Here is a 19458-nt window from a genome sequence, read left to right as displayed (position 1 = left end):
GGGCGAAGCCCCTTGCGGCACAAGCCGCGAACCTTCAGAGACGCGCAACAGGATTGCGAGGGAGTTCAAGATGAAAAAGACACTTTTGGCAGGCGTCGCATTGTCGGCCGGCATGTTGATGTCGGGCGCGGCCTGGGCTGACATTTCCATCGCGACCGCCGGTCCGATGACCGGCCAGTACGCCACCTTCGGCGCCCAGATGAAGGCCGGCGCCGAACAGGCCGTCGAGGACCTCAACGCCGCCGGCGGCGTGCTCGGCGAGCAGCTCAACCTGGAGATCGGCGACGACGCCTGCGACCCGAAGCAGGCCGTGGCGGTCGCCAACCAGATGGCCGGCAACGGCGTCGTCTTCATGGCCGGCCACTTCTGTTCCGGCTCGTCGATCCCGGCCTCCTCGGTCTATTCCGAAGAGGGCATCGTCCAGATCTCGCCGGCCTCGACCAACCCGAAATTCACCGACGAGCGTCCGGGCCCGGGCATCTACCGCGTCTGCGGCCGTGACGACCAGCAGGGCCAGGTTGCCGGCAAGTTCCTCGCCGACCATTTCGCCGACACCAAGGTTGCGATCATCCACGACAAGACCGCCTACGGTAAGGGTCTTGCCGACCAGACCATGAAGTTCATGGAAGAAGCCGGCAAGAAGGCCGACATGTACGAGGCCTACACCGCCGGTGAAAAGGACTACACCGCGCTGGTCTCCAAGCTGAAGGCCGAGGGCATCGGCGTCCTCTATGTCGGCGGCTACCACACCGAGGCCGGCCTGATGGTCCGCCAGATGCGCGATCAGGGCATGGACACCGTGCTGATCTCCGGCGACGCGCTGGTCACCGACGAGTACTGGTCGATCACCGGCGATGCCGGCGAAGGCACGCTGATGACCTTCTCGCCCGACCCGCGCAAGAACCCCGACGCAGCGCCGCTGGTCGAAAAGTTCCGCGCCAAGGGCATCGAGCCGGAAGGCTACGTCCTCTACACCTATGCCGCCATGCAGGCCTGGGCCCAGGCCGCCGAGGCCGCCGGCACCACCGACTATGACGCGGTCGTCAAGGCGCTGAACGAAGGCACCTTCAAGACCGTGCTCGGCGAGCTCTCCTTCGACGACAAGGGCGACGTGACCCTGCCGGGCTACGTCTTCTACGAGTGGAAGGACGGCAGCTACGACTACATGCAGTAGTCCGGCGGCACCGCCACCCACAGACAGGAAAGGCCCGGCGAATGCCGGGCCTTTTTTGTTGCGGGGGATCGCGGCCGGCGCCGTCGCGCCTGCCCGCAAATCACCTCAGTCCATATCGTTGAACTCGTCATAACCGGCAAACGCTCTGCCGCCATAGACCATCGACGGGCCGCCGCCCATCTGGATGGCGAGGCCGATCACCTCGGCCACCTCCTCGCGGGTGGCGCCGGCCTTGCGCGCTTCCTGCACATGCCAGGCGATGCAGCCGTCGCAGCGGATGGCGATGCCGATCGCCATCGCGATGAGTTCCTTGTGCTTGCGCGACATGGCCCCGTCCTTGTAGGCCACCGCGCCGACCGAGCCGAACGCCTTCATGGTGTCGGGGATGAACTCGCTGAGCGCCTTGTTGTTGTCGACCAGCGACTTGTTCTGGCTCTTGAAACTGTCAGCCATGATTTGGCTCCTTTCATTCTCGGGCTCTGATCTTGGGAGATCGCCTGTCGGGAGTAACAGGCATTTGAGGCACCGCTATTTTAACGCCTCAGGCGCTCCGCATGCCATGCGACGTGATCGCCGATGAACGTCGAAATGAAATAGTAGGAATGGTCGTAGCCGGGCTGCAGGCGAAGGGTCAGCGGCACGCCGACCGCCTTGCAGGCGGCCTCGAACAACTCCGGCCGCAACTGCTCGGCAAGGAAATTGTCCGCATCGCCCTGGTCGATGAGGATGTCGCCGTGCCAGCCGCGGCTGGCGACCAGCGCCGTCGCGTCGTGCTCGGCCCAGGCCGTCCGGTCCTCGCCGAGATAGCCGCCGAGCGCCTTATGGCCCCACGGCACCTCGCTCGGCGCAACGATCGGCGCAAAGGCCGAGAGCGAACGGAACCGGTCGGGGTGGCGCATGCCGATCGTCAGCGCGCCGTGGCCGCCCATGGAATGGCCGGTGATGCCCTGGCGGTCCATGTCGAGTGGCAGCTCGGCGGCAAGGAGCCCCGGCAGCTCCTCGGTCAGGTAGCTGTACATCCGGTAGTTCGCCGCGAACGGCTCCTCGGTCGCGTCCACATAGAAGCCGGCGGCAAGGCCGAAGTCGTAGGCGCCGTCCGGATCGTCCGGCACCCCCTCGCCGCGCGGGCTGGTGTCGGGCGCAACGAAGGCGAGCCCGTGCTCGGCGCACCAGCGTTGGACGCCGGCCTTCGCCGTCACGTTCTCCCAGGTGCAGGTCAGGCCGGAGAGATACCAAAGCACCGGCACCGGCCCGTCGTCGGCCTGAGGCGGCAGGTAGACCGCCAGTTCCATCGCCGTCTTCGTCTCGGCGCTGTCGTGGGACAGCACGAGCTGGCGCCCGCCGAAGCATTTGTTTTCCGATTTCGTCTCAAATCCCATGGTCCGACGTTACGTCCCCTCTGGTTCGATCGCATGAAGGTCGATCGCCTCGACAAGGCCGAGCGGAGCGATCCGCGCAGCGAGCCGGCGATCTGCGGTGAGAAACGGGATGTCCCGGCGCCGCGCGAGCGCCACATAAAGGCAATCATAGACCGGATGGCCCGCCTCGACGGCAAGGGCGAGCGCGTCCGCCGCCAGTGCATCGTCAACGGGTTCGGCAAGGAAATAGCCGTCCTTGAGCGCGCCGAGGATGTCACGGGCCAGGGTCCCGGTCAAAACCCCGGCCCGCACATATTTCCATAGCCCGTTGGCGACTTCGGCAAGGATCAGATCCGGCGCCAGGAAGGTGAAGCGCTGCAGGCTGGCGAGCGCCCGGTCCGAGTCGGGCTGCGGCACGAACCATTTCAGAGCCACATTGGCGTCGACGACGCAGACGCTCACCGCTCGCGGTCCTCGCGGATGAGGTCGACCGCATCGAGATTGGTCGGCCGAGCCTTTGCGGCGAGCGCCCGGGCACGCGCCTGAAGGTCGGCGGGGCCCGGCCGCCCGGCCTCGGTGAGGATTTCCCTGAGCTTCTGTTCCAGCGATTTCTGTTCGGAGGCAGCCAGCCGCTTCAGGCGGCCGACCACATTGTCGTCGAGGTTCCGCACGATCACCTGCGCCATGGCACCCTCTTATGATAGCACACTGCTATCATAGTGCGCCGAGGCACCTGCGGCAAGGAAGGCCGGCCCGGCTCCGGGTTGCCCTAGCGCGGATACCAGGTCTCGCGGGCGACCCTGTCGCTGCCGGCATAGGTCCACACGCCCTCAAAGGAGCCGTCGTCCTGCTCGATGTAGAACGCCATGCCGAAGCTCTGGCCGGAGATGTAGCCGACCGACAGCGCGGCATCGTCGGGCGTTGCCCCGCCGATCCGGAACGTGCCGTCCCGGAACACGGCGCCGAGCCCGGTGCCGACATATTTCTGGCCCGCGATCGACCACACGACCCGGTAGGTCTGGCCGGTCCGCGAGACGCTGACGGTGCCCTGGTATTCGCCGCCCGTATTCGGGTTCTCGCCGACGACATCGTAGTTGCCCGTCGGATCGGCGAGCGCCGCGCCGCAGAGCAACAGGACGGCAGCCGCTGCGGCCGCCATTTGTTTCAGCATGGTCGTTTCTCCCTCCCTGGCCGCCCGCGGCGCGCGCCGTTGCGCGCCGCGCTCGCCCCGCAATGCGCGGTCTAGAACGTCACCACCGAGCGGATCGACTCGCCGTGGTGCATCAGCTCGAACGCCTCGTTGATCTGCTCCACCGGCATGACGTGGGTGATCATCGGGTCGATCTCGATCTTGCCGTCCATATACCAGTCGACGATCTTGGGAACGTCGGTGCGCCCGCGCGCGCCGCCGAAGGCCGTGCCGCGCCAGGACCGGCCGGTGACGAGCTGGAACGGCCGGGTGGAGATCTCCTGGCCGGCGCCGGCGACGCCGATGATGATGCTCTCGCCCCAGCCCTTGTGGGAGCATTCCAGCGCCTGGCGCATGGTCGTGGTATTGCCGATGCATTCGAAGGAATAGTCGGCGCCGCCGCCGGTCAACTCGACGAGGTGCGAGACGACGTCGCCGTCGATCTCCTTCGGGTTGACGAAATGGGTCATCCCGAAACGCTCGCCCCACCCCTTGCGGTCGTTGTTGAGGTCAACGCCGACGATCATGTTGGCGCCAACGAGTTTCAGGCCCTGGATGACGTTGAGGCCGATACCGCCAAGTCCGAAGACGACGGCGTTGCAGCCCGGCTCGGCCTTTGCCGTGTTGATGACGGCGCCGATGCCGGTGGTGACGCCGCAGCCGACGTAGCAGATCTTTTCGAACGGTGCGTCCTCGCGCACCTTGGCGACCGCAATCTCCGGCAAAACGGTGAAATTGGCGAAGGTCGAGGTGCCCATGTAGTGGTGCAACATCTTGCCCTCGAAGGAAAAGCGGGAGGTGCCGTCGGGCATCAGGCCCTTGCCCTGCGTCGTGCGAATCGCCTGGCAGAGATTGGTCTTGGGGTTGAGGCAGTATTCGCACTCCCGGCATTCCGGGGTGTAGAGCGGAATGACATGGTCGCCCGGCTTGACCGATTTCACGCCCGGTCCGACGTCGCGCACGATGCCGGCGCCCTCATGGCCGAGAATCGCCGGAAAGAGGCCCTCCGGGTCGGCGCCGGAGCGGGTGAACTCGTCCGTGTGGCAGATACCCGTCGCCATGATCTCGACCAACACTTCGCCCTCGCGCGGCCCCTCGAGCTGTACGGTGGCGATTTCCAGCGGCTTTCCGGCCTCAAAGGCAACGGCGGCTTTGACGTCCATGGCGGTATGTCCCTTCGTGTCTGCGTCATTGGCGCGCAGTTTCGGTCAGTTCGGCCACACGTGCAAACCGAAATCAGGCCGGCGCGGGAAAATTCCGGACCGGCCGAAAACGGGCGAAAATCGGGCTATCCCGGCCGCATCGGGACCGCACAAGGCAAGCGTACAGGGGAAGGAAAAACCTGACGCCCGCCCGCCGGCTAAGGAAGTGCCGGCGGCGCGAGCCCGATAGGACGACGATGAAAAGGAATTGGCGCGGGGAAATGTCCGGCCGGAACGATGGCGAATTCCGACCCGGTCAAAAAGAACGAAGTAGAGAATCTCCCCCGCGCACGTCGCAGGGAAGAGAGAAACGACACCTCCGGCCCGGAAATATCCGGTTACCACGGACCGCGCGGCTCGAACGGGCGAGCCGCCGACGCGTCCGAAGCTGCCGGCCGCAGCCGGGAGATAAGGATCACCACGGCCCGGTCAAATGCCCTGCCGCCCGGCCAAGGCGTCTGTCGGGCCGAGGTGATCACCGCCGAGCGAGGCGCCGGCCGGAACCGCGAAAAGGAACGCGAACCGGCAAGGCCGGTGCGACCGGCACCCCGAAAGTGCTCGGACGTTACTGAATCATGGTCTTCCGCTTGGTCAGAAGCGGGAAGTTCATGAAGGTCGACAGCGGCGTCTGATACTCAAGCAGCTTGACCTTCGGCTTGCGGTCGCTGAGCGGCGCCATGCCGATCGCGGCGGACACCGGCGCGGACGACTTGGGCTCCCACAGCTTGGCGCGCGGATTGGGCTTCGACAGCAGCGGCAGATTCAGCCACGAGGAAAACGGATGTTGGGTCTTTAACACGGCAGGCATCCCTTCATTGGTAAAAATCAGCATATCGCTGGGTGGCATCATCGGCGAATAACGCCGTTTCCCCAGGAGCCGCGAGACTTCCCGGGTGAAAGTGAATGATTCCGGATCGGCGATCTTGACGGGAATCGACTTGACGGCGTCGGCCGCCGCGCGCGCTTCCAGAACCCGTCCGGTCGGAACGCGGACGATGAGCAGGTAGTTCCCTTCCGACAGGGGACCGGCATAGGCATCGGCCGCCTCATCCCACAGGCCGGCCTTGACCAGGGCGCGCCGGGCGTCCGTCCTGGCGCGCCGAGTGTCATCTTTCGTTGACACTTCCTCGGCGTCCTTCTTGGAGCTCCGGGGCGGACCGACGATGTCCATGTCGTTGTTCGAGAAGCCGCTCTCTTCAAGGGCCGAACACACGGATTCGGCGTCCTTCTTCTTCTCGTAGAGCCTCGTGAGTATGGTCGTCATCCTGCAGTCCTTCCTTCTTCGCTTGGCGGCGCGGCCTTATGTCGCTTTGGCGGCAAACGGGTGTCAGGCCGGTAGCATATTACTCAATCAGCGCCCTTTCGACGCGGGTTCATTGCTGTCATGAGAATGTTGCCCGGCATCTTCAAACCTATGCAAACGCCTCGTTTTCAAGCCCACAGTTCCTTGAAATCGCCCGTTTTTCACCAGCCCAAAGCGCCGCAGCCATCCTCACAAAACACCTTTCGGCCGTCGTCACGACCACATTGATTATCAGTGAGTGCGCCTCAAACGGCTATGTGTCAAATGATCTTTACGTTTGCAAATGTCAAATAATCATGACACTTTCGACAGTGGCCGCGCCGACCAAGCTTCATGTCGAAAGGACGCTGTGGTGCGTGCTGGCCGACAGGTTGCCCCCCGGGGCGGCAACGTTCCGGAGCCTTTCGGAAAACAGCGTCGATCGAAGCAGATAGGAGTCGACAAATGGAAATCGATCCTGAGAAGGTCTGGCCGTCTGGCTTGACCCTTCCCGAAGCGGAAGAACTGCACAAGTACGTCATCGACGGCACTCGTGTGTTCGGCTTCATGGCCCTCGTGGCCCATTTTCTGACCGCCGTCGCCACCCCGTGGCTCGGATAAGGGAGGAAAGTTATGAATAATGCTCGGATTTGGCTGGTGGTGAAACCGACCGTTGGCCTTCCCCTCTTCCTTGGTGGCGTTGCCCTGACCGCTCTCGGCATCCACGTCGCCGTCCTGGCCGCGACTGATTGGTATCCTGCGTACTGGAATGGCGGCCCGACCGCTGCCCAGACCGTGGTTGCCCCGGTTGCCGCCGAGCCGGCGTCGCTGACGCTGCCGACCGGCGAACAGGCGACCCTGACCTTCTAAGGTTGCGGTCGAAACTGCATCGGGAGTCCCGCTGCAGCAGGATGTCTTCTCCTTGTGAGAGCGCCTTGCGGGAAGGTCAAAGCCGTTTTGGCTTCGTCCTTCCCAAAGCCCTGTCAAGCGGGCTCCCGTCTAGCAGTGCACCAATATCGTCGTCCCAAGCGATGATATACGGGGCGTCCGGGCGGCACGGTTTCGGACCCTCATCGGGACGCGGCCGGCCCGGCTCGGGCGTCACCGTTCCACCGAATTCCCGATCCTGCATTCGGATGTTTCGGTCATGAGTCGATTCAGAGAGATTGCCCTCAGGAAGCTCGCAAGCCTCGGCCCGCGCTACCTGCCGTTCGCCGATGCGGCGACCGAGGACCTGCCTCTTGGCCGCCTGTTGCGCCTGTCCCTCTTCCAGGTGACGGTCGGCATGGCATTGGTGCTCCTGGTCGGCACCCTCAACCGGGTCATGATCGTGGAACTGGCCGTACCGGCGACGATCGTCGGCGTCATGGTCTCCCTGCCGCTGGTCTTTGCCCCGTTCCGCGCCCTGATCGGCTTCAAGTCGGACATCCACACCTCCGCCCTCGGCTGGCGCCGCGTACCGTACATCTGGAAGGGCACGCTCTTGCAGTTCGGCGGCTTCGCCATCATGCCCTTCGCGCTCCTGGTGCTCTCCGGTTTCCAGGAGGCCCACGACGCACCGGCCTGGATCGGCATTTCCGGCGCAGCCCTCGCCTTCCTTCTCGTCGGCGCCGGCGCCCACATGGTGCAGACCGTGGGCCTTGCGCTCGCCACCGACCTCGCCCCGCCGGAGGACCAGCCGAAGGTCGTCGGCCTCATGTACGTCATGATGCTGATCGGCATGGGCGCCAGCGCCCTGGTGTTCGGCTGGCTGCTCGATCCTTACACGCCGGCCCGCCTCGTCCAGGTCATCCAGGGCGCCGCCGTCGTCACCGTCGCGCTCAACATCCTCGCCCTTTGGAAGCAGGAGGCGCGCGACCGCAAGCGCGCCATGACGCCGACGGTCAAGCCCGATTTCAACGAGTCCTGGCGCGACTTCGTGCGCGGCATCGGCACGCGTACGCGCCTCGTCGCCATCGGCCTCGGCACCACCGGCTTCGGCATGGCCGACGTCATCCTGGAGCCGTTCGGCGGCCAGGTGCTCGACATGACGGTTTCAGGCACCACCAAGCTGACCGCCGCGCTCGCCGCCGGCGGCCTCGTCGGCTTCGCCCTTGCCTCCAAGGTGCTGACCAATGGTTACAGCCCGCTGCGCCTTGCCCGCATCGGCGCCGTTGCCGGCATCCCCGGCTTCGTCGCCATCATCCTCGCCGCGCCGATGGACTCGCTCGCCCTTCTGGTCGCGGGAACCATGCTCACCGGCTTCGGTGCCGGCCTCTTCGGCCACGGCACCCTGACGGAGACCATGCGCGCCGCCCCGAAGGAACACATCGGCCTGGCGCTCGGCGCCTGGGGCGCCGTGCAGGCGACCTGTGCCGGCGTTGCCGTCACCATCGGCGGCGCCATCCGCGACATCATCCTCGCCATGCCGGTCACGGCCGAATACGGCGCGGCAACGCCCTACTATCCGGTCTTTGCCATCGAGATCGTCCTCTTGATCCTCGCCCTTGCCGTGATGCAGCCGCTGATTTCCCGCGGCATCGCCGTCGCCGGCCGCCAGCCCGCCGAATGAGGCGGGCGAGCGGCCGGGAACGACGCGCCAAACGCCGCACATTTGCGGCATCCCTGACGGTTTTCTTCACACCGGCGATCCTCTAGGGTTGCGTGCCATCGCCCGCCGCGCATCCGCCGCGGCGGCAAAAAATCCGGTTACAGTGACGGGGAGGTTAGACAACAAAAATGACGGACTCGGTGAAATACTTCCTGCCCGAGGAACGCATTCCGCGCACCTGGTACAACATCATCGCCGACCTGCCGGAGCCGCCGGCGCCGGTGCTCAATCCCGGCACCAAGCAGCCGATCGGACCGGAGGATCTGGCCGCGATCTTCCCCATGTCCCTGATCGCCCAGGAGGTCTCGTCCGAGCGCGAAATCGAGATCCCGGACCCGGTCCGCGACGTCTACAAGCTGTGGCGCCCCTCGCCGCTGATCCGCGCCCGCCGGCTGGAGGCCGCCCTCGATACGCCGGCAAAGATCTACTTCAAATATGAGGGCGTCAGCCCCGCCGGCAGCCACAAGCCGAACACCGCCGTCGCCCAGGCCTTCTACAACAAGGAGGCCGGCATCACGAAGCTCTCGACCGAGACCGGCGCCGGCCAGTGGGGCTCCTCCCTCGCCTTTGCCGGCTCCCTCTTCGGCCTTGAGGTCAAGGTCTACATGGTCCGCGTCAGCTTCAACCAGAAGCCCTACCGGCGCGCCCTGATGGAGACCTACGGCGCCACCTGCATTCCGAGCCCGAGCGAGGAGACCGCCTGCGGCCGCGCCATCCTCGCCGAGCATCCCGACAGCCCCGGCTCCCTCGGCATCGCCATTTCCGAGGCCGTGGAAGTCGCCGCCCAGAACGCCGACACCAACTACTCCCTCGGCTCCGTGCTCAACCACGTGCTGCTGCACCAGTCCGTGATCGGCCAGGAGGCGATGGAGCAGATGGAGATGGCCGGCGACGAACCGGACGTCATCATCGGCTGTGCCGGCGGCGGCTCGAACTTCGCAGGCCTCGCCTTCCCCTATATCGGCGCCAAGCTGCGCGGCGGCGCGGCCCCGAAGATCGTCGCCGTGGAGCCCGCCGCCTGCCCGACCCTGTCGCGCGGCAGCTACGCCTACGATTTCGGCGACACCGCCCACCTGACCCCGCTGATGAAGATGTACACACTCGGTGCCGGCTTCATCCCGCCGGGCTTCCACGCAGGGGGCCTGCGCTATCACGGCATGTCGCCGCTGGTCAGTCAGTTGATGGACCTCGGCGAGATCGAGGCCCGCGCCGTCCAGCAGCTCGGCTGCTTCGAGGCCGGCATCCAGTTCGCCCGCTCCGAAGGCATCGTCCCGGCCCCGGAATCGACCCACGCCGTGCGTGTCGCCATCGACGAGGCGCTGGCCGCGAAAGAGGCGGGCGAGGCCAAGACCATCCTCTTCAACCTCTCCGGCCACGGCCATTTCGACATGCAGGCCTATATGGACTACTTCGCCGGCAAGCTGGAAGACCGCGACTACGACGAGGCCGAACTCCAGCGCTCCCTCGCCGAATTGCCGGCGGCTGAGTAGCGGCCGCAACGCATTCGAACGACCCACCCGAGCCCCCGGCGGTCGCCTCCGCCGGGGGCTTCTTTGCGTCGCACCCTCAAAAGGTTGCAGGTAACTTAGATAAATTACTAAGGTTGTTATCGACGGGTCGTTGCGCTAGCATTCATGGCGCTGAACTTGCTTCTGAAGCCGGGTTTATTTGGCACGACTTCCGCCAGCAAAATATTTGCCGGCATGTGACGGGCCGGCTGGAACGCAATTGACGAAAGACGGAACCATCCAGGTCCGGCGAGGACGTCATGAAAGCTTCCCGCTACAACGTCTGGTCCCAATTAGGGTCCGAAAACCAGCTCCTCTACAACGTACGCACCAACGCTTTGCTGAGATTGTCGCCGGCAATGCGGCAGCGGGCCGAGAGCTTCCTTGCCTGCCCCGCCGCCGAGCCCGACGCCGACTTCGAAAAAGACCTCGTGCGGTTCGGCTTCGCGACAAAGGACGACGGCAGCGAACTGGCGTCGTTGAAGGCGGCCGAGCGGGTCCGGCGGTTCGACACCCGCGTCCTCGGACTGACCATATGCACGACGCTCGCCTGCAATCTGCGCTGCGTCTACTGCTACCAGAAGAAGTCCAGCGACCTGATGTCCGCGGACATCCAGTCGAAGGTGGTCGATTTCGTCGAGTCCCAAGCGGCCGGCCTCAGCGGGCTGCAGGTGGTCTATTTCGGCGGCGAACCCCTGGTCGGCCGCAAGGTCATCACGTCCCTGGCCGCGGAATTCAAGCGCCTGGCAAAGCAAAAGGAATTCGCCTACTCGGCCGCCGTCATCACCAACGGTTATCTGCTGACGGCACGCGTTGCCGAAGAACTCGCCGATTGCGGCGTCACCTCGGCACAGGTGACGCTCGACGGCCCACGCCGCATCCACGACACACGGCGCCCGCGGGAACACGGCCGCGGCAGCTTCGACCGGATTCTGGAAAACCTCGCCGCAGCGGTCGACCACATCGGCGCGATTTCGGTGCGCGTCAACGTCGACAAGACCAACATCGACGCCATCCCCGAATTACTGGACGAACTGGAGCGCGCCGGCCTCAGGGACAAGCTGCGGGTCTACTACGCCGTCGTCGACAGCGTCACCGAGGCCTGCAAGGACTATGGCTGCAACTGCTTCGACAAGGAAGAGTTCGCCCGCGAACTCACCGGGCTGCAGATGCTGAGCCTGGAGCGCGGCTTCGTCATCGACAATTTCCCGGCCGGCGGCATGGGCTGCGGGGCGATCTCCCTCAATGCCTATGTGGTTGCACCCGACGGCACGCTCTACAAATGCTACAACCAGACGGGTGTCGCAGGCCAGGAGGTCGGCCACATCGATGGCGCGCTGGACGAGAGCCGGCTGAGCCGCTGGCTCGCCTACGACCTGTTCGAATACCCCGACTGCCGGGAGTGCACCAACCTGCCCCTTTGCCTCGGCTCCTGCCCGTTGCAGGCGGTCGAGACCGGACAGCCGGAATGCCCCTCCATCAGCTACGGATTGGAAGACACCCTGAAAATGGAGCTGCTGAACAGGCGGTTCCGTCAGGCACGACAAGCAAACGAGACGGGAGAGACCCATGGCGAGCGACGATCAGGACCAGAAAATGGTCGAGATGTTGCAGAAGCTGCAGGCTGACATCGACAACAGCGTCCGGGAGGTTCTGTCCGAAAAGGGCGTCGACGTGGACCGCGGCTTCGAAGTGCTGAACTGGGAAGACGGCGCGCGCGGCGTGATCCAGGCGGGTCCCTGCGCCAGCCAGGGAGACTGCATTGCCCGGTGCAAGCCGAACGTCGTCCTGTGCGCAACGGACCTGATCTGCGAGGCCGACCATATCTGCGGCTATCGTTGCCGGATCGTGCAGGACCAGTGCGGCCAGCGCATCTGCTACAGCCAGCCGCACTGATCCGGACCGGCACCGGCAAAAGGGCCCCAGACGGTCATGGACGGGTCGCACGCGCAACGCTTTCCGGTCGTTGAGACCCGCGCGCTCCTGGCCTTTTCGGTGACGCACACCTTCAGCGGTGCCGGCGATATCGCGGACGGGGCGCTGGACGGTGGCACGGCATCGCTGTTCGGCGATGTGAAGCCCCTGCCGACGCGTGTCCGTGAGGGCCTCGTCGGCGCCTTCGAGCGGCGCCGGCGCTCCGAACCGGCCATCGAGATGCTCCGGACACTTCGCGACGGCGCAGCCTCCGCCGGTCTTCGCGACCGGATCGACACCCTGTTCCGCCGCAACGGACATTGGCTGTTCGACAGTATCGAATGGGTGCTTGCACGGAGCGACGCCCTGCGGCGGGAGCTGAGCGACAATGCGCAGCACGTCATTCGCCTGCCGATCGGCGATGACGGGCGAAAGGGCGACCTCCTCGCCCCGGTGCACCTCGGCTACCTGCTCTACCAGTGCCGCGACCGGCCCGACCTCGCGGCCCGATATGAGGACGAGGCGCGGGCGATCGATCGCAAGGTTCTGGAATGCGCCGGCGAAATCCGCGACGGGCTGGTCGCGGCGGAAGCCTGGTATGCCGACGTTCTGGCGTTTTTCTGTCGCGAGCCCTGGGTTCCCTCTCCGGGCGGGCGGGCAAAGACCCTTGCCGAATGCCTGCAGGAGGTCTTTCCGGGCGCAGCGCGGTCGGGCGCCGTGCCCCTCGTCGTCAACGCCTGCGGCGCCCCCGATGCCTATGCCTGCGAACGGACGTCCGACCGGGTGCTTGCCGCAGTCTTCGACGACGGCAGCGCGCCCGCCCGCCGGCTGCTGAACGCAATGACGGCGACGCAGAAAAAGGACCTCCTGACCGGAACGGACCTGCAGCTGCGGGCGGTCGCCGGGAACGATACCGCCGAATTCCGGCTCCACGACTGGCGCGAAGCCTACCGGTCGGGCCTCGTTCGCGAGGAGGAGCACATCCGGTTCGATATCGGCAATCCGATCGCCAGCATCCCGGAACTGGCCCTCCACGAGATGACTCACCTCGCCTATGCTGCCGTGCGACCGGTCGTTCGCCTGGTGGATGACGGCCGCGGCACGCCGCTGCTGGTGCGCGTTCTCGACCGCACGCTGGAGGAAGGCGTGGCGGAGTTCTTTTCCGAACGGGCGCTGGCCGGGATCGGGCGGCCGTTTCCGCTCGCCAGCGACTACCGCAACATTCGCCTCGGCCTGCTGCGGTCCGACCCGGACGATCCCCATGTGGCCGGATATGCCCGGATAGCCGGTCATTTCCGCCAGGGCCGGTTCCGCGATGCGGATGGCTTCCTGGAAGCCGCCGCAAGTGCCGATTTCGATTTCGTCAGGCTGCTCGATGCCTGGGGGGATGCCGACCTGCCACGTTCCGCGATCGAAAACGCGATGGCTGTGGTCCCGGCGATGCGGATCGAAATCGGCGATACCCCGACGGTCCGCTCCGTCGAATTTCAAAGGGAATGGTGCGACGAAGTTGCGGCCAAAGTCCTGCATGCGCCCGAACCGGACTGCCCGGTGTCGCGCTGAACCGCCGCCGTCCACGTAACGCGCCTTTCCCCGGACACCAAGACCGCTCTATTGTGCCGGGCGACAACCCGACACAAAGGCCCGCCATGTCCCCCGGCCCGCGCAACCTGATCACCGATGTTCCCGGCCTTGCCGTCGGCAATGCGGAGGACCCGGCCGCCAAGACCGGCACCACGGTCGTCGTCTTCGACGAGCCGGCGGTCGCCTCGGTCAAGGTGCTGGGCGGTGCGCCGGGGACGCGCGAGGCGGCGCTCCTGGAGCCGGAACAGACGGTCGACGCTATCGACGCGCTGGTGCTCTCCGGCGGCTCGGCCTTCGGCCTTGATGCGGCCGGCGGGGCCATGGCGCGACTCGCCGAAAAGGGGCGCGGCTTTGCCGTCGGCAGCGTCCGCGTGCCGATCGTGCCGACAGCGATTCTCTTCGATCTCATGAATGGCGGCGACAAGGGCTGGGGCATGACCCCGCCCTATCGCGACCTCGGAATCACGGCGCTCGACTCGGCCTCGGACGAGTTCCCCCTCGGCACGGCAGGCGCCGGCTTCGGTGCAACGACGGCAACTCTGAAGGGCGGCCTCGGCTCGGCCTCCACGGTGCTCCCTTCCGGCCACACGGTCGGCGCCCTCGTCGCCGTCAACGCCCTCGGATCGGCGACCATCGGCGACACCGGCCATTTCTGGGCCGCGCCATTTGAAGAAAACGCAGAATTCGGCGGCCGCGGCTGGCCGCAGCCGATCCCGGAAAACGCCCGCGCGATCCGCACCAAATTCGGAGCAAGGCCGGGCACCAGCACCACCATCGCCATCGTCGCCACCGACGCGATCCTGACCAAGGCCGGGGCCAAGCGTCTCGCCACCGCTGCCCATGACGGCATCGCGCGCGCGCTCTGGCCGGCCCACACGCCGCTCGACGGCGACCTCGTCTTTGCCGCCGCAACCGGCAAGAAGCCGCTCGCCGACCCCGTCGGCGATTCCCTCATCCTCGGAGCCGCCGCCGCAGCGACGCTTTCCCGGGCGATCGCCCGCGGCGTCTTTGCTGCCACGGCCGAGGCTGGCGACACGCTGCAGACCTGGCAGGCCCGCTTCGCCGGGGCTTGACCCAGTTTCGCCACGCCGGGATGTTTGATGGCGCATCGGGACGGGGCTTGACCCGCCGCCCCGGAACTTGACCCGCCGCCGATGACAGGTGATGGAAACCGCATGAGCCGTTCCCGCTACGCGATCGTTCTTTGCGCGATATGCCTCGTCGCGCTCGGCGCAATGGCGCCCGCAGCCTGGGCGGCGGATGCCGCAAAGCGGCACATTTTCGGCTTTTCCCCCGACGGCAAGTATTTCGGCTTCGAGCAGTACGGCGTCGAGGACGGCACCGGCTTTCCCTATTCCGACATCTTCCTCATCGACGTGGAAAAGGACGTCTGGGTGAAGGGAACGCCCATCCAGCAGCTCGTGCGCCGCGCCGGCACCGACCTGGAAAAGGTCCGCGAGGCCGCCCGCATGCGCGCCGAACCGTTCCTCTGGCGGCTCAACGTCGGCACCAAGGGCAACCATGTGCTCGCTGACCCGGCGGAAAAGGCCGATGCTGCCGCCCGCTTCGTGCCGCTCACCGTGCCGGACACGGACGACGGCGCCGGGCTCGGCAGCGTGCGACTCAGATTGACGGAATTCGCGCTTCCCGCGGAGGGCTGCGCTACCATCGACGAGCCGACGAAGGGCTTCGTGCTGGTGCTGGAGGACGCCGCCGGCCAGCCGATCCGCATCCTGGAAGAGGACAAGGAGATCCCGCGCTCGCGCAAATGCCCGATCCATTACGGCATTTCCGACATCGTCGTGCTGCCGCGCAGCGGCGAGGGCCCGGCCCTCATCGTCATCGTCTCGATCTACCGCTACGGCTTTGAGGGCCTCGACCGGCGCTTCATCGCCATCGGCACCACCTTCGACCTCAACCCGACCGCCGGCCCCAAGTCCGAACCGGTCGAGGCGATACCCGAAGAGGTGGCGCCCGAAGAGATGGCGCCCGCCGCCGAGCCCGCCGATACGGTCACCGACGTGCCGACGGCCCCGGCCCTGCGCCTTCGCCGCGGCGCGGAACAGCGCTGACCTTCCCGTCTCCGCAGGATACGGAACGGCAACTTCTTTAGATTAAGACCAAGGACGATGGAGATCACGATCGACCGCCGCGAAGCAGATGCTGCGCCCGCGGTGAAGCCCGGCGGCGCACCCGCCGGCCTGCTTCGCGCGGCGTTCACGCGCGCCCGCGCCGCGCTCCTTCCCGGCCTCGTCTTTGCGCCCGCCTATGCCAGTGGGGTCGTTGTCGCCGTCGCCCTCCATCTCTACTGGCGCGAGATGGCCTTCAACCCGCGCACCGGCGCGATTCTCATCCTCTTTGCCCTCGGCGCGCTCCTCGGCGGCTTCCTCGCCTATGTGCTGGCGGCAAGCGTCGCCGGCGCCCGGCCGTTCTCCGCCCGCCTCGCGGCCATCGCCGTGGCGCTCATGGCCATCACGGCGGGCATCACCGCCTTCCTCTTCTTCCTGCAGTTCCGCATTTATTACGCCCAGTGGCACACCGACCACATCGGCCGCCTCTGGCTGATGCAGATGGCCTACACCGGGGCGACGGCGGTCTACATCTTCATGTCCAGCGGGCTGAAGCTGATCCTGCCCTTCGGCCTTCCGGTGCTCTTTGCCGCCTCCTGGGTCTTCGCGCGGCGATCCGGGCGCTAAAGCATGTTGCGTTTTTCCTGAAACACGCAACATGCTTTAGCTTGATTTTTTCACGCGATTTCGTGTCCAAAAAGTCTAACAACTTTTTGGGAAAGCGCTTTAGCCGGGCGCATTGTCGCCGTCCGGATCATCTGCTAGACCGCAGCCTTCTCTTTTTCCAATGAGTTTGAGGACACGCGATGATCCCGCGCTATTCGCGCCCCGAGATGGCGTCGATCTGGTCGCCCGAGACCAAGTTCCGTATCTGGTTCGAGATCGAGGCCCACGCCGCCGATGCGCAGGCCGAGCTCGGCGTCATCCCGAAGGACGCAGCAAAGATCATCTGGGAAAAGGGCGGCCCGGCCACCTTCGACGTGGACCGCATCGATGCCATCGAGCGCGAGGTCAAGCACGACGTCATCGCCTTCCTGACCCACCTTGCGGAGATCGTTGGCCCCGAGGCCCGCTTCGTCCACCAGGGCATGACCTCCTCGGACGTCCTCGACACCTGCTTCAACGTCCAGCTCGTGCGCGCCGCCGATTTGCTGCTCAAGGACATGGACGGCCTGCTTGAGGCCCTGAAGCGCCGGGCGCTGGAGCACAAGGACACGCTCACCATCGGCCGCTCCCACGGCATCCACGCCGAGCCGACCACCTTCGGCCTGAAGCTGGCCCAGGCCTATGCCGAGTTCGACCGCTGCCGCGCCCGGCTGGAAGCCGCCCGCACCGAGGTTGCCACCTGCGCCATCTCCGGCGCCGTCGGCACCTTCGCCAACATCGACCCGAGCGTCGAGGAGCACGTGGCGGCAAAGATGGGATTGATCGCCGAGCCGGTTTCCACCCAGGTCATCCCGCGCGACCGCCACGCCATGTTCTTTGCCGTCCTCGGCGTCGTCGCCTCCTCCATCGAGCGGCTGGCGACGGAAATCCGCCACCTGCAGCGCACCGAGGTGCTGGAGGCAGAAGAATATTTCTCGCCGGGCCAGAAGGGCTCCAGCGCCATGCCGCACAAGCGCAACCCGGTGCTGACGGAAAACCTCACTGGCCTTGCCCGCATGGTCCGCGCCTATGCGATGCCGGCAATGGAGAACGTCGCCCTGTGGCACGAGCGTGACATTTCCCACTCTTCCGTGGAGCGCATGATCGGCCCGGACGCCGCTGTCACCCTCGACTTCGCGCTGTCCCGCCTCACCGGCGTCGTCGACAAGCTGGTGGTCTATCCGCAGAATATGCAAGGCAATCTCGACCGCCTCGGCGGCCTCGTCCACTCCCAGCGCGTCCTCCTGGCGCTGACCCAGGCCGGCGTCTCCCGCGAGGACGCCTACCGCCTTGTCCAGCGCAACGCCATGAAGGTCTGGGAAGAGGGCAAGGATTTTCTGACCGAGCTGAAGGCGGACCCCGACGTCACCGCCGCGCTCACCGACGCCCAGATCGAAGAGAAATTCGACATGGGCTACCACACCAAGCATGTCGACACGATCTTCCGGCGGGTGTTCGGCGACATCTGACCGGCCGTCGCGGCTGGGAACCCTTTCGCGCCGCGCCGCGTTGTTTGCCCATTGCAAGATGGGAGAACGACACAATGGCCGATCGTGAAGTCATTCGGACCGAACGCAGCAACGGACCCGGCTGGTTCATCGCCGGAATGCTCGTCGTCCTCATAGTCGGCGCCGGCGCGCTCTACTATGGCGGGTTCTTCGACAAGCAGGAGGCAGACATCAACCTGTCCGTCGAGGTCCCGGACATCGGGCAGTCGGGAAACTAGGGTTCCATCTAGGACGCGTCCCCGCGAGGAAGCCGGCTTTACGCCGGCTTTTTCGTGTTCGGCCCCGCCGTGGCCCGTGGACAATGCGTGTTCCACCGGGTCCACTTTTCAGCAAAACGCTCTAAAACAGGGTCGCGAGCCTTGGCCAAGCCGATGCGCTCCGATATCACCCCTCATTCTTCGCAGATCACGACGAGCATCCCGATGAAAGCCGCCGAGGCCGACCTCCTGATTTTGCCCGATTGCGGCAATGCCGATGACGACCACTGGCAGACGCGCTGGGAGCGCAAGCTGTCGACCGCGCGCCGGGTGGTGCAGGACGACTGGGCCTGCCCGGACATGTCCGCCTGGGTAGAACGGATCGTCGAAGCGGTCGGCGAGGCCGAGCGGCCGGTGGTGTTCCTTGCCCATGGGCTCGGCATCGCCGCCATGGTCCATGCCGCGCCGAACCTCGATCCGGCAAAGCTCGCTGCAGGCTTCCTCGTCGCCCCTGTCGACGTGGAGGACGGCCGGATTCCGGAGACCGTCGATCCGGCGCTGGCGCCGCTGTCGCGCGATCCCCTGCCCTTTCCCTCCATGCTGGTCGCCAGCCGCTCCGATCCGGCCTGCAGCTTCGAGACCGCCGACGACCTCGGCCACGCCTGGGGCTCCTTCGTCATCGATGCCGGCGATGTCGGCCACCTCGACAGCGACAGCGGCCACGGCCCCTGGCCGGAGGGCTCGCTGACCTTCGCCCGGTTCCTCTCCAGCATCCGCCGGGCGTAATTGTCACCAAATGCATGTCGGGCGTTCCGGCCGCCCGACGCCGCCAGGCGTCGCAAGCCCGAACGGGCGCCGATGCGCCGAAAAGCTGCGTGGGGTCCGAACGCAAAATACCCGGAAACCGAAAACGGCCGGCGTCGCCGCCGGCCGTTTCCTGCCGTCTCAACCCCCCAGGAATAGCCGATAATCAGGCCGAACGACGGCCGAACGCCGTGGTCACCTTCTTGGCGACGATCCACGCCACCGGAATGGCGATCACGAAGCCGGCGACCGCCAGGCCGATGAGCATCATCCTGTTGTCCGTCGGCTCGTTGGCGTTGCCCATCGCCAGGCCGGCGGTGAACAGGATGCCCGCCAGGGTCGGCGCAATCACAATCCACAACATCAATGCAATCTTGAACATTTCCCTCTCCGTTCGCTCCGGAAAACCCCATCATCACGACTTTTGAATGAAA

At 65.8% G+C, this 19458-nt stretch carries 22 protein-coding genes; 14 read left to right on the top strand and 8 right to left on the bottom strand.

Translation table 11 applies throughout. The features are described 5' to 3' along the window. Nucleotides 1-70 precede the first annotated feature (70 nt). Nucleotides 71-1174, top strand: coding sequence for a branched-chain amino acid ABC transporter substrate-binding protein (locus M2319_RS13620; RefSeq protein WP_264602011.1), 1104 nt, complete (start codon nucleotides 71-73; stop codon nucleotides 1172-1174). A 105-nt stretch (nucleotides 1175-1279) separates the two neighbouring features. Here the strand turns inward: M2319_RS13620 and M2319_RS13615 are convergent, their stop codons facing one another. The 7 genes from M2319_RS13615 to M2319_RS13585 form a co-directional block, all read right to left on the bottom strand. Beyond that, nucleotides 1280-1627 (bottom strand): carboxymuconolactone decarboxylase family protein, encoded by a 348-nt coding sequence (locus M2319_RS13615; RefSeq protein WP_264602010.1) that lies wholly within the window; start codon nucleotides 1625-1627, stop codon nucleotides 1280-1282. 80 nt (nucleotides 1628-1707) lie between these two features. Next, on the bottom strand, nucleotides 1708-2553 hold the full coding sequence (fghA, locus tag M2319_RS13610) for an S-formylglutathione hydrolase (RefSeq protein ID WP_264602009.1): 846 nt from the start codon (nucleotides 2551-2553) through the stop codon (nucleotides 1708-1710). A gap of 9 nt (nucleotides 2554-2562) precedes the next feature. Further along, the gene (locus M2319_RS13605) at nucleotides 2563-2994 is read right to left on the bottom strand and encodes a type II toxin-antitoxin system VapC family toxin (RefSeq protein ID WP_264602008.1); all 432 of its coding nucleotides are present in this window, start codon (nucleotides 2992-2994) and stop codon (nucleotides 2563-2565) included. Then, nucleotides 2991-3218, bottom strand: coding sequence for a FitA-like ribbon-helix-helix domain-containing protein (locus M2319_RS13600; protein ID WP_264602007.1), 228 nt, complete (start codon nucleotides 3216-3218; stop codon nucleotides 2991-2993). Before M2319_RS13600 ends, M2319_RS13605 begins: the two co-directional genes overlap by 4 nt. 83 nt (nucleotides 3219-3301) lie before the next feature. Then, a complete protein-coding gene (locus M2319_RS13595) occupies nucleotides 3302-3703 on the bottom strand; it encodes a hypothetical protein (RefSeq protein ID WP_264602006.1) in 402 nt (133 codons plus the stop codon). A gap of 71 nt (nucleotides 3704-3774) precedes the next feature. Further along, on the bottom strand, nucleotides 3775-4884 hold the full coding sequence (locus M2319_RS13590; protein WP_264602005.1) for an S-(hydroxymethyl)glutathione dehydrogenase/class III alcohol dehydrogenase: 1110 nt from the start codon (nucleotides 4882-4884) through the stop codon (nucleotides 3775-3777). A 604-nt stretch (nucleotides 4885-5488) separates the two neighbouring features. Continuing rightward, nucleotides 5489-6187 (bottom strand): hypothetical protein, encoded by a 699-nt coding sequence (locus M2319_RS13585; RefSeq protein WP_264602004.1) that lies wholly within the window; start codon nucleotides 6185-6187, stop codon nucleotides 5489-5491. Between the two features lie 483 nt (nucleotides 6188-6670). Here M2319_RS13585 and M2319_RS13580 point away from each other — a divergent pair, with 483 nt between their 5' ends. The 13 genes from M2319_RS13580 (at nucleotide 6671) to M2319_RS13520 (ending at nucleotide 19006) form a co-directional block, all read left to right on the top strand. Continuing rightward, complete coding sequence (locus M2319_RS13580) at nucleotides 6671-6826, top strand: light-harvesting protein (protein WP_111433748.1); 156 nt, start codon at nucleotides 6671-6673, stop codon at nucleotides 6824-6826. Between the two features lie 12 nt (nucleotides 6827-6838). Then, nucleotides 6839-7075: a light-harvesting protein gene (locus M2319_RS13575; RefSeq protein WP_111433749.1), complete on the top strand. Its 237-nt coding sequence runs from the start codon at nucleotides 6839-6841 to the stop codon at nucleotides 7073-7075. A gap of 277 nt (nucleotides 7076-7352) precedes the next feature. Further along, complete coding sequence (locus M2319_RS13570; protein ID WP_264602003.1) at nucleotides 7353-8756, top strand: PucC family protein; 1404 nt, start codon at nucleotides 7353-7355, stop codon at nucleotides 8754-8756. Nucleotides 8757-8923: 167 nt separating this feature from the next. Then, the gene (locus M2319_RS13565; protein WP_264602002.1) at nucleotides 8924-10285 is read left to right on the top strand and encodes a TrpB-like pyridoxal phosphate-dependent enzyme; all 1362 of its coding nucleotides are present in this window, start codon (nucleotides 8924-8926) and stop codon (nucleotides 10283-10285) included. Between the two features lie 278 nt (nucleotides 10286-10563). Further along, nucleotides 10564-11931 carry a radical SAM/SPASM domain-containing protein gene (locus tag M2319_RS13560; RefSeq protein WP_264602001.1) on the top strand — a complete coding sequence of 456 codons (1368 nt, stop codon included), beginning with the start codon at nucleotides 10564-10566 and terminating at the stop codon, nucleotides 11929-11931. Then, the gene (locus M2319_RS13555) at nucleotides 11873-12199 is read left to right on the top strand and encodes a hypothetical protein (protein WP_264602000.1); all 327 of its coding nucleotides are present in this window, start codon (nucleotides 11873-11875) and stop codon (nucleotides 12197-12199) included. The genes M2319_RS13560 and M2319_RS13555 overlap by 59 nt, the downstream gene beginning before the upstream one ends. Before the next feature lie 36 nt (nucleotides 12200-12235). After that, on the top strand, nucleotides 12236-13780 hold the full coding sequence (locus M2319_RS13550) for a hypothetical protein (protein WP_264601999.1): 1545 nt from the start codon (nucleotides 12236-12238) through the stop codon (nucleotides 13778-13780). Nucleotides 13781-13866: 86 nt separating this feature from the next. After that, complete coding sequence (locus M2319_RS13545) at nucleotides 13867-14874, top strand: P1 family peptidase (protein WP_264601998.1); 1008 nt, start codon at nucleotides 13867-13869, stop codon at nucleotides 14872-14874. 102 nt (nucleotides 14875-14976) lie between these two features. Next, the gene (locus tag M2319_RS13540) at nucleotides 14977-15873 is read left to right on the top strand and encodes a DUF2259 domain-containing protein (RefSeq protein ID WP_264601997.1); all 897 of its coding nucleotides are present in this window, start codon (nucleotides 14977-14979) and stop codon (nucleotides 15871-15873) included. Between the two features lie 57 nt (nucleotides 15874-15930). Then, on the top strand, nucleotides 15931-16497 hold the full coding sequence (locus M2319_RS13535; RefSeq protein ID WP_264601996.1) for a hypothetical protein: 567 nt from the start codon (nucleotides 15931-15933) through the stop codon (nucleotides 16495-16497). Nucleotides 16498-16676: 179 nt separating this feature from the next. Beyond that, nucleotides 16677-17984: an adenylosuccinate lyase gene (gene purB / locus M2319_RS13530; protein WP_264601995.1), complete on the top strand. Its 1308-nt coding sequence runs from the start codon at nucleotides 16677-16679 to the stop codon at nucleotides 17982-17984. Nucleotides 17985-18058: 74 nt separating this feature from the next. Beyond that, the gene (locus M2319_RS13525) at nucleotides 18059-18241 is read left to right on the top strand and encodes a hypothetical protein (protein WP_264601994.1); all 183 of its coding nucleotides are present in this window, start codon (nucleotides 18059-18061) and stop codon (nucleotides 18239-18241) included. 204 nt (nucleotides 18242-18445) lie between these two features. Beyond that, nucleotides 18446-19006: an RBBP9/YdeN family alpha/beta hydrolase gene (locus M2319_RS13520; RefSeq protein ID WP_264601993.1), complete on the top strand. Its 561-nt coding sequence runs from the start codon at nucleotides 18446-18448 to the stop codon at nucleotides 19004-19006. Nucleotides 19007-19190: 184 nt separating this feature from the next. Here M2319_RS13520 and M2319_RS13515 read toward each other — a convergent pair whose 3' ends face one another. After that, nucleotides 19191-19406: a hypothetical protein gene (locus M2319_RS13515; protein ID WP_264601992.1), complete on the bottom strand. Its 216-nt coding sequence runs from the start codon at nucleotides 19404-19406 to the stop codon at nucleotides 19191-19193. Between the last annotated feature and the right edge of the window lie 52 nt (nucleotides 19407-19458).

This window comes from Rhodobium gokarnense (genome assembly GCF_025961475.1).
GTDB lineage: Bacteria > Pseudomonadota > Alphaproteobacteria > Rhizobiales > Rhodobiaceae > Rhodobium > Rhodobium gokarnense.
The sequence above is the reverse complement of the archived record's forward strand: the minus strand, read 5'-3'. Positions and strand labels throughout refer to the sequence as shown.

Bases quoted from the DNA above. Each gene is read 5' to 3' on its own strand.
- M2319_RS13620 (WP_264602011.1), top strand. From the start codon at position 71: ATGAAAAAGACACTTTTGGCAGGCGTCGCATTGTCGGCCGGCATGTTG.
- M2319_RS13615 (WP_264602010.1), bottom strand. From the start codon at position 1,627: ATGGCTGACAGTTTCAAGAGCCAGAACAAGTCGCTGGTCGACAACAAC.
- fghA (WP_264602009.1), bottom strand. From the start codon at position 2,553: ATGGGATTTGAGACGAAATCGGAAAACAAATGCTTCGGCGGGCGCCAG.
- M2319_RS13600 (WP_264602007.1), bottom strand. From the start codon at position 3,218: ATGGCGCAGGTGATCGTGCGGAACCTCGACGACAATGTGGTCGGCCGC.
- M2319_RS13595 (WP_264602006.1), bottom strand. From the start codon at position 3,703: ATGCTGAAACAAATGGCGGCCGCAGCGGCTGCCGTCCTGTTGCTCTGC.
- M2319_RS13590 (WP_264602005.1), bottom strand. From the start codon at position 4,884: ATGGACGTCAAAGCCGCCGTTGCCTTTGAGGCCGGAAAGCCGCTGGAA.
- M2319_RS13585 (WP_264602004.1), bottom strand. From the start codon at position 6,187: ATGACGACCATACTCACGAGGCTCTACGAGAAGAAGAAGGACGCCGAA.
- M2319_RS13580 (WP_111433748.1), top strand. From the start codon at position 6,671: ATGGAAATCGATCCTGAGAAGGTCTGGCCGTCTGGCTTGACCCTTCCC.
- M2319_RS13575 (WP_111433749.1), top strand. From the start codon at position 6,839: ATGAATAATGCTCGGATTTGGCTGGTGGTGAAACCGACCGTTGGCCTT.
- M2319_RS13570 (WP_264602003.1), top strand. From the start codon at position 7,353: ATGAGTCGATTCAGAGAGATTGCCCTCAGGAAGCTCGCAAGCCTCGGC.
- M2319_RS13565 (WP_264602002.1), top strand. From the start codon at position 8,924: ATGACGGACTCGGTGAAATACTTCCTGCCCGAGGAACGCATTCCGCGC.
- M2319_RS13560 (WP_264602001.1), top strand. From the start codon at position 10,564: ATGAAAGCTTCCCGCTACAACGTCTGGTCCCAATTAGGGTCCGAAAAC.
- M2319_RS13555 (WP_264602000.1), top strand. From the start codon at position 11,873: ATGGCGAGCGACGATCAGGACCAGAAAATGGTCGAGATGTTGCAGAAG.
- M2319_RS13550 (WP_264601999.1), top strand. From the start codon at position 12,236: ATGGACGGGTCGCACGCGCAACGCTTTCCGGTCGTTGAGACCCGCGCG.
- M2319_RS13545 (WP_264601998.1), top strand. From the start codon at position 13,867: ATGTCCCCCGGCCCGCGCAACCTGATCACCGATGTTCCCGGCCTTGCC.
- M2319_RS13540 (WP_264601997.1), top strand. From the start codon at position 14,977: ATGAGCCGTTCCCGCTACGCGATCGTTCTTTGCGCGATATGCCTCGTC.
- M2319_RS13535 (WP_264601996.1), top strand. From the start codon at position 15,931: ATGGAGATCACGATCGACCGCCGCGAAGCAGATGCTGCGCCCGCGGTG.
- purB (WP_264601995.1), top strand. From the start codon at position 16,677: ATGATCCCGCGCTATTCGCGCCCCGAGATGGCGTCGATCTGGTCGCCC.
- M2319_RS13525 (WP_264601994.1), top strand. From the start codon at position 18,059: ATGGCCGATCGTGAAGTCATTCGGACCGAACGCAGCAACGGACCCGGC.
- M2319_RS13520 (WP_264601993.1), top strand. From the start codon at position 18,446: ATGAAAGCCGCCGAGGCCGACCTCCTGATTTTGCCCGATTGCGGCAAT.
- M2319_RS13515 (WP_264601992.1), bottom strand. From the start codon at position 19,406: ATGTTCAAGATTGCATTGATGTTGTGGATTGTGATTGCGCCGACCCTG.